The 9,243-nt window shown below is 70.3% G+C and carries 2 protein-coding genes; both read right to left on the minus strand.

The features are described from left to right. Positions 1–25: 25 nt before the first annotated feature. The gene (locus tag ACFQ4H_RS01910) at positions 26–3,124 is read right to left on the minus strand and encodes a BTAD domain-containing putative transcriptional regulator (RefSeq protein WP_377566211.1); all 3,099 of its coding nucleotides are present in this window, start codon (positions 3,122–3,124) and stop codon (positions 26–28) included. A gap of 290 nt (positions 3,125–3,414) precedes the next feature. Further along, the coding region (locus ACFQ4H_RS01915) for an RHS repeat-associated core domain-containing protein (protein WP_377566213.1) at positions 3,415–9,243 on the minus strand (5,829 nt) is incomplete at its 5' end.

The raw sequence follows: 9,243 nt of genomic DNA on the forward strand, positions 1-9,243 counted from the left end.
TGCAGAGCGCGTGGAGACGGTCGGGTCAGTCACCGACCGGCGTGGTGAAGCGGGCCAGCAGCAGCCCGGCGCCCTGCTCAGCGGCGATCCGGGCCCCGACGACCAGCTCCGCGGAATCGCCGCACGCGATGCCCCGTACCCGATGCAGTTCGGCGGTGAAGACGGATTCCCCCAGCCGGGCGGCCACGGCCAGCCCCTCGTCGGCCAGCGCCGCTGCGGTCACCGAATCGCCTGCGGCCAGGTACGCCTCAGCCATCGCGCTGATGGTGACGGTCCGGGTGGCCCGCAGCCCGGGACGGTAGATTCCCTCGGCTGCGGCGCGCATCGCCGGTAACCGCTCACGGTCCCCGTTCCGGGCGGTGGCCCACTCGAAGAAGAACGTGCCGGTCGCCACGAAGTGCGGCATATCGTTGGCCACACCGATCTCGCGACACTGCCGGGCCGCAGCCAGAGCGGTGTCCACATCGTGTTCCTGCATCGCCATCCAGGCGGCGTACAGCGCGGCGTTCGCCCGCCCGTACGGGTCGCCGAGTTCCTCGGCGAGCTGGTCGGCGTCGGCGATGTCCGCCCGGGCAGCCGCGGCGTCACCGCGCAGCGACCGGACCAGCGCGCGGAAGTTGTAGGCCGCCAGTGCCGGGCGGCGGCCGATCTGCTGGCCGAGCAGCTGCGGATCCACGGCCCGTAGTCGGTCGATCGCCGACGTCAGTCGCTGGTCGGCCGCCACCAGGTTGCCGGCGAAGTAGCCGACCGAGCCCAGCAGGTACTCGCCGGCCGCAACGGTAGGGCCGGTTTCACCGTCGTCGGCCCGGACCAGGCGTTCGGCCAGCTCGGTACAGATCGCGTAGTCGGCCCGGTTGGCGGCCAGCTCACCCAGTGCCCACAGCGCGGGCCGGATGTCCGCCTCCGGTCCGACCAGTGACAACAGGTCCCGGGCGCGGGCGCAGACGGCGTCGACCGCGTCGGCACCGATGCCCACAGTCATCTGTAGCAGCGCGGCCCGATGGAGCTGGACGGCGAGTTCGGTCCGGGCCGACGACCGCGAACCGGCGGCGACCGGTGACAACCGCATCGCGGCACGGTCCAGGTGTCCGAGCGCATCCTCGTAGGCGAACCGCCTGATCGCGTCGTCGGCCGCCGCCAGCGACCACCGCAGGTGGTCCTCTCCGTGGCCGAGCCCGACCGCCTGGCCGTAGTGGTGGGCCAACTCGGCCGGGGCGACGTCACCTGCCCGCTCGTACGCCATGGCCAGCCGGGCGTGCAGCGCGGCCCGGCGCGGTGGGGGCAGCTCTGCGTAGGCAACCTCGGCGAAGAGCGGATGGCGGAACCGCGTGGCACCGGGCCCGGCCTCGGTGACCAGTGCCGCCGAGTACGCCGCCACCAGCCCGTCGGCAACCTCCTCGGCCGTCGTCTCCAGGACCGCCGCCATCGTGTTCGCGTCCAGCTGACTATCGGCCACGCTGAGCAGGTCGAGGCAGGCACGGGCCGGCTCGGGCAGCTCACCGAGCCGGATCCGGACCGTGTCCCGGATGCTCGGTGGGAGGTCCCCGACGGCCGGGTCTGCTCCCGATCGGAGCAACTCGGTGATAAAAAACGGGTTTCCGCTGGTACGGGTCACCAGCCGGGCCACGACCTGGTCCCCGGGTGGCACACCGGTCCGCTGGCGTACCAGGTCGGCCACCGACGACGCGGCCAGCCCGGCCAGCCGTAGCTGGGTGAAGCCGGGGGTCCGGGCCAGCTCCGCCACGGTCGCGGCCAACACCGCGTGCTGCTCGTACGGCCGCAGGGTGGCGAGGACCAGCGCGCGGGCGCTCGGCAGGACCGTGGAGAGGAACCGCAGCAGCAGCAACGAGTCCGGGTCTGCGGCGTGCAGGTCGTCCAGGACGATGAGCAGCCCGTGCCGGCCGGCCACCGTACGCACCAGTTCCGCCACGGCCTCGTACGCGTGGAACCGTGCCGCCGGATCCGGGCCGGCAACAGCGTCCAGCCCGTGCAGCGGTCCGGTGGCGAAGCCGTCCAGTGACGCCGCTGATCCAGTCGTACCGGCCTGCGGCATCGCGGCAAGCGCCCGTACCACCTGTCGCCACAGCCAGAACGGCGGTGCCTGGCCGACGTTGGGGCACCGGCCCCACACCACCGGGACACCGTCGGCCTTCGCCTGTTCACTGATGGCAGCGGCCAGGCTGGTCTTGCCGATCCCCGGCTCGCCCACCACGGCGACCACTCGGCCACCACGACGGCTCGCCTCGGCCAACGTGTTCTCCAGTAACGTGAGTTCCACCTGCCGGCCGACCAGCTGTTCCGTCCTCCCGTCCGGCAGGGCCGTCGGTGCCTCCGACGGGTCCGGGACAGCCAGCGCCACCGGCTCGGGGCTCACCACCACCGCGGATGGGACCGGTGCCGGTGGTACGGCCTGTTCGAGGATCAGCCGGTGCAGGTCCCGTACCTGGGCACCGGGATCGAGACCGTACTCGCGGGCCATGATGCGCCGTCCCGCTTCGAAGGCCGCCAACGCCTCGGTCTGCCGTCCGGACCGGTACAGCGCGAGCATGAGTTGCAGCCGCGCCGCCTCACGTAGCGGGTTGGCCGCCACGAACTGGTGCAGGTCCGGCAGTAGGTTCGTATGCCGGCCGGCGGCCACAGCCGCCGTGAACCGGCCCTCCTCGGCACTGAGCCGTAACTCGGTCAGCCGCGTCGCCTCCGGCCGCACGGCGCTCAGCTCGGCAGCCCCGGCGAGTGCCTCGCCACGCCACAACGCCAGTGCCGTCGCGTAGCCGCGTTCCGCCTCCGCCGCGTCCCCCGCCGCGAGCGCGACCGCGGCCGTGTCCACCAGTCGGGCAAACCGGTTCGCGTCGATCGCGTCGGTGTCGACCCGGAACTCGTACCCCTTGAGGTGCCCGCGCAGGATCTGGCTGGGCGCGCGGTGCGAGCGCTGCGGCTCCACGGCCCGGCGCAGCCCGGCGACGTAGCTGCGCAACGTCATGCCCGCGCTCGCCGGTGGGCGACCGTCCCAGAGCGCGTCGATCAACCAGTCGGCGGCGACGACCCGGTTCGGCCGCAGCAGGAACAGGATCAGCAGTGCCTGCTGTTTCGGCGGGCCGGCCGGCACCAGCCGTCCGTTCCGCACGATCTCCAGTGGACCTAGCACTCGGAACTGCACACCATCACCACAACGTCCGGTCTCGACAGCCCGACACCTGAGTATGACAGCGCCGTCATGGCGACGTCAGGCATCGGGGACCGCCGGACCTTCCGTTCCGGTGACCGGTCGAGCCCCGGCCGATCCCTGACCGAGGCGGCCACCAGCCGTCGACGACGTACCGCCAACCCCATCGGAAGGGGTTGGCGGTACGTCCAGCGTCGAGGCGCTACCTGCTGGTCACCCGGTCCGGCGCAGCGGCCGTTGGTACCACTGCATCAGCGCTCCCGTCCGACGATCTGGAAGACGAAGCGCATACCGTGGTAGATCGCGCCCGCGACCCTACCCTTGCCGGCGCCCCGAACCGTCTTCGACTGGTAGCGCTCGTAGTCCGAGGCGGGTTCCCAGCCCGGCTCCCGCTCATCGGCTTTCTGGAAGTGCAGCTTGCTCTTGTCCGGTCCGGTCAGTTCCTTGGCCTGCTTCTCCCCCGGCATCCTGACCAGGATCCGCCGGCCCGCCTTGCCAGCCGCCCCACCGGGCAGCATCGCCATCGCGGCACCGCCGTAGTCACCGGTCCGGACGCTGTTGGCGGCCTCGACCGCGCTGATCGCCATCGTGGCGTAGGCGGCGACCGCGCAGATGGTGCAGGTGAACATCGCGGTGACGGCCAGGGCCACCTTCGTGACGGTCCACACCTTGCCCCAGTCGACGTGCTTGTCGATCCACTTGCCGGCCTTTGCCACGGCCTTTCCGGCCCGTTTGACGCCTCTACTCACCGCCTTGCTGACCCGTTTGACGGTGTTCTTGAAGGCTCTGACGTGTTTCTTCACCTGTTTCTTCGCTGCGTGGTAGACCTTGCGGGCAGTCTGTTTGACCTTGCGGACCACCTTGCGGACCACCTGCTTGGCCTTCTTGATGGCCCGCTTTGCCGCCTCGGCCTTCTGCTTGGCCCAGCGGCGGGCGGCCTCCACCCGGGCCTTCCACGCCTTCCAGGCCATCCACGCCTTCCACCGCGCGTACGCGGCAGCCGCCTTGCGCTGGGCGGCGGCCCAGGCCCGTTTGCACCAGCCGCAGAACGACCACTGGCCGTCCGGGTCCGAGAAGGTCTCCGGGCTGTTGTTGGCGTACGCGTACCCGTGCATCTGTTGCGGGTCCTCGACGTCGATCACCGGGTCCACGCTGATGAACCGGCCGATGAGCGGGTCGTACTCCCGTGCACCGAGGTGGATCAGTCCGGTCGACGGGTCGGCGTTTCCGCCGACGAACGACCGGTCACCGGTCCAGTTGGCCGGCTGCGGCCCACGCGATCCGCCGAACGGATCGAACCGGCGCTGGGTCACCTCCATCGTGGTGGCGTCGATGCTCAACTCGTCGGTGCTGTGGTGGTCGCCGAAGAGGAACTTGACCCCGGCGACGTTTCGTACGGCCACCACCTCGTCGCCGTGCGAGTAGTACCGCAACCCGTTGACCTGGGAGTCCTTGAGCGTCAGCTCCATCCCACCCAGGTAGAGCGTGGTCCCTTCGGGACTGCGACGGATGAGCCGGTTGCCGTCGGCGTCGTAGACGTAGCTGGTGACCTTGTTGCCCTCGGTGACCTTCGCGAGGTCACCGTCGGCCGTCCACTCGAGGTTCTGGGTCACCCCGTCGACGACCCGCCTCGTGGTGTTGCCCGCAGCGTCGTAGGCAAAGGTGTCCGTACGGGACCCCGTGGGACCAGCAGTCGTCACCGAGGTGAGGGTGTGCGGCTGGGCAGCTCCGGCAGCCGGGGTGGTGTAGGTGCGGGTGGTGTCACCGCCCAGGGCGTGCCGCACCTCCCCGGTCCGGTTGCCCACCTTGTCGTAGCTGTAGGAGTACCAGTAGGGTGCCGCTCCGCCCAGCTTCGCGGTTTCCCGCACGGCCGCACAGTCGCCGTTGCCCGGTGTCCACGCCTCGGTCATCCGGCGCAGGTAGTCGTACTGGAAGCACTGGGTGTCGGCGGTCTGGTCGGGTGGGGCGTCACTGGTCCGCAGGATGTTGCCGGCCTCGTCGTAGTCGTAGGTGACGTCACCGACGCGCAGCGGCGCCCCGTCACGCTCGGTGATCACCCGCTTCAGCCGCTGGGTGCCCTCCTCGTACTGGTAGGTGCGCACTGCCGACTTCACGCCCGTGGAGTAAACCGTGCGGATCTCCTCGCCCAGCTTGGAGTAGGCGCTCTCCGTCACGTACGTGTCGACCCCGGTGGTCGTCGTCGGCAGCCCGAGCGCGTCGTAGCCGTACCGGACCGTCTCCAACGGCAGGCCGCCGACGGCCGGCTCGGTGGAGGTCGCCAGCGAACCGTCCAGGTTGTACGAGGCCCGGAACTGGTAGCTGCCGGCCAGCAGGCCCTCCGTGTCCGGAATCGTGTACCGGACGCCGGTCGCCCGGTCCGCCTCGTCGTAGCCGGTGACCGTCACCGTGTACGCCTTACCGTCGACGTACCGGGTCTTGCTGGTCAGCTCACCCTTGACGAGGGTGTCGTAGGTGAACTCGGTCAGCTTGGTGCTGCCCTCGTAGGTGGCGACGACCCGGTCCACCGCGTCGTACTGGTAGGTCAGCGTGCGCCCCCGGGCGTCGGTGCTGGCGACCACCCGGTCCTCCTCGTCATGGACGTAGGTGACCGTGCCGCTGTCCGGGTCGTCCACCGACGTCATCCGGCCACGCAGGTCGTAGTGGTAGCGGCGGACGTTGCCCATCGGATCGGTCACCGTGGCCAGCTCACCGTCCTCGGTGTACGTGTACCGGGTCACGTCGTACGGGCCGGTGGGGCTGTCACCGTGGTACTGGTGCAGTTCGGTGGTGGCCCCGGCCGCGTCCACGACCGTCGTCGTGGCCGTCTCACCACGCGGCGGGTCCACGGTGACCCGGTCACCGCCGTAGGTGGTGGTGGTCCGCCACTTCTCCACCCCCCGCACCTTGAAGATCTCGGCGGTCTCCCGGTCCGCGCCGTCGTAGAGGTAGGCGAGCTGCCCCGGCACCTGCGAGTCCGGCACCACGACGAGGTCGCCACCGGGCGGTTGGGCGTCGTAGTAGTAGGGCATGTTCCGGCGCACCACCAGACCGCGCGAGTCGTGGTAGACGTCGGTGAGCACCCGCCCACCGCCCGGGGCCGGCGTCTGGGTCTGGCGGGGACGCAACAGTTGGTCGAAGATCTCGTAACTGGTGCTGTAGCTGCTGCCGTCGTTCTGGAGCTGCCGGGTGGCGACCACCGCCGGGCGGTCCCTGGAGACCTGGTACGTGTACTCCTCGTTGGGCGACTGGCTCCTCGACCGGCCCGGTAGCCAGACCTTGCTCAGCCGGCCGAGCGGATCGTAGGCGAACTCGGTCCGCTTGCCACCCTCGTCGATGGTCAGGGTCTCCTCGCCCAACGCCGGGTCGTACTCGGTCGTCTCGACATGGCCGAGCGGATTGGTCACCGTCTTCTTCGTCAACAACCCACCGGTGGCCGGGGTGTACGCCGTGGTCGTCCTGTTGCCCACCCCGTCGTACGTCTCCAGGACCCGGCCGTACACGTCGTACACGTTGCGGCTCGCCGTCCGGAAGGTGCTTGCCGTCGTCAGTTCCTCGGTGAGGGTGGGCAGCCCCTTCGTCGGTGGTGCCCCGGCGGCCTGCCCGTCGTAGCTGGTCCGCTCGTCGGAGATGACGGCCTCCGCCGCGAGCGTCCGGGTCGAGACCGAGCAGGCGGCGGCGACGGTCGTCACCCGGCTCGGGTACGTCAGCATCCACGCCGAGTCGGTACGCGCGTAGCTGTGCCGGGTGCACTTCTCGTCGCCCGTCTGGGCGGTGTCCCCGGCGTCGTCGACCTCGGCCGGAAGGCCCTCCGTGGTGTAGGTGGTGGTCGTCGCGGTCCGCCGGTGGCCGCCTGCGGCCAGCGGCACCCGGGTCCGGACCCTGTGCACGTTGACCGTGTACGCCCTGGTGACGCCCCAGGGGCGGTCCCGGACCGCGGTCGGGCCGTTCACCCACGGGTCCTTGATCTTGGCGGAGATCTCCACGCCGCCGGGCCCGCTGCGCTCGATCTCCTCCCGGACGAAGCCCTGTAGGTGTGGCGCGTCCACCACCGCCACCCCCTCGGAGTCGGTGACGCTCACCCGTCGAGGTGTCCCCGAGGACTGCCGGTCACCGTCCATGCCCCGCAGGTACAGGTACTCGGTCTCGGTGGGCAGCTCGTTCGACGTGCCCTGACGTACCCGCACCCGTTCGTAGCCGCGCCACTGCGACCAGGTCTTCTCCTTCTCCTTCACCAAGCCGTCGTCGTCGGCGAAGTGCCAGGCCGCGCCACCGACGTACTCGTAGGAGGTGACCTCGTCCACGGAACCGGCGATCCGGTCGTCCTCCACGACCTGGGTGGTGACGTACTTCTGGAACCAGTCCTGGGTCGGCGCGGTGGCCCCCTCCGGCGTCCAGAACGTCGGGTAGCAGCGCTTGACGTTGCTGTCCGGCACCGGCAGCGCATCCGCCGTGCAGTCGATGTCGGAGTAGTTGACCGAGAGCACCCCGCCGGACTCGGTGACGACCGTCCGCACCCGGTACTTCACCATCGGCGGGATGTTGTCCTGGCCGTCCACCCGGTTGGGCATCTGCTCGCCGCCGAAGGTGATCTCCGGCTGGGCCAGGGTGCCGCCCACCCTGCCGGTGTGCGTGATGCCGGCCAGCCAGAGCGCCGGGGTCCCGGAGTCGGAGGCGGGGAACTCCTGCCGCAGCGTCCAGTTGTCCACGTCGGAGTACGCGGTGCCGCTCAGCACCTGGGTGGTGATCGCGGTCAGCCGCTTACGGGTCCAGAACGACGGGGCGATGTTGGTGCTACAACTCGCGCCCGCCTTGCAGTTCTGGTCCACCGGCGTGTCCGGCCAGTAGCGGGCGTTCGCGGTGGTGAACTGCGCGTCCGAGCAGGTGATGGTGCCGCTGGGCAGGCACCGCTCCTGCACCGTGAAGACCACCTTCGCCGGCGCGTTGGCGTACGGCGACTCGTTGCGCAACCCGTAGCGGATCTCCGTGAGGTAGCCACCCCGGGTGTACGCCGTGGCGGTGCTGCGGTTACGGGCGTAGTAGTTGGTCTCCTTGGCGTAGAAGTAGGCCATCGCATTGCCACGCGGGTCCACGACGTAGTCGAGGTTCCACCGCCATGCCTGGGCACACGAGGCGTTGGCGAAGGTGGCGTCGTAGCACGGCTCACCGGCATTGTTGCCGAAAACCGGCAGCGCCCACGCCGAGTTCGTCACCGGGTTGCCGCTGGTCCAACCCGGCAGGCGGTTACGTCCGAAGTAGTACTGGGTGCCGTCGGTCGTGGTGACCCGCCAGTACTCGCCGTCGTAGTCGTCGTTCACCGCGCCCGTCAACCGCTCGATCCGGGTGCCGTCGTCGTTCTTCGGCTGCCAGGTCCTCGTCACGTCGTCGTACAACAGCTCGGTTGCCGACCCGTTCAGCGACATCGTCGCGTTGTCGTAGGCGAAGCACATGTCGCCACGCTTGGGCGAGCCGGCCGACCCGTCGTCGGCACACGGCTTGTAGCGGCGTTCGATGAACCCGCCCGGGCTGAAGTCGAAGCCCTCCCCCACCCAGGACGCCTGGTTGTTCGTGGAAGCGATCCGACCATCCACGGTTCCCGACGAGTAGCCGAAACTCAGCTGCGGTTGCGGCCCACCCAGTCCCGGTGGCTCATCCAGCTCGTACTGCCACGTGAAGTCACCGGTCTGCGGGCTGACCTGCCAGGTGGCGGACTGCTCCAGCGGGGTCGCCGCGTAGTCCCCGGAACTGCCGGACGGGCCGGCGGCCACCGCGTACAGCCCGGCGGCGGTCTCCACCTCGGCGGTGATCCGCCTGGCACCGGTGTCGTTGCGGGTCAGCACCGGGTCCCCGGCCCGGCACTCGGTCCGCTCCGGGGTCGACAGCGCGCACTCGGGCAGTGGTACGAACCGCAGCCGGGTCGCCCAGTCGCCACCGTACGCACCCGCGAACTTCCCGTAGTCGACGGTCAGCGCCGCCCGGCCGGTACGGCTCCGGCCGGCGACCGTCGTGCCCTCGTCCGCCGCCGGGCCCTGGCCCTGCCCCTGGTCCTGCCCCTGGTCCGCCTCGGCGGTCAGCCGCACCAG

Source organism: Micromonospora sonneratiae, from assembly GCF_042679305.1.
Classification (GTDB): Bacteria; Actinomycetota; Actinomycetes; order Mycobacteriales; family Micromonosporaceae; genus Micromonospora_H; species Micromonospora_H sonneratiae.